We start from the raw sequence: 248 nt of genomic DNA on the forward strand, positions 1-248 counted from the left end.
GAAACCCCTTAGTTTACTAAGGGCGCAATTATACACCACCCAGAGGTTGGTGCATTGCGTTCTCCGAAGGCTCCTCACCGGAGGGCTGTGATTTTCCGCAGTCATGGTCTGCTCCAAATCAAACAGGGGACGCTACGCTTCCCCTGCGCTGGCTGCCGCCAGCTACCCTTTTGTGGACTTGCCATCTGGGGACACCTTGCGTTGCAAGTTGTTCCCAGCCGACAAGTTTTACAAAATCTCTCTATACT

The organism is Clostridium sp. AM25-23AC, from assembly GCF_003435125.1.
Classification (GTDB): domain Bacteria; phylum Bacillota; class Clostridia; order Lachnospirales; family Lachnospiraceae; genus Pilosibacter; species Pilosibacter fragilis.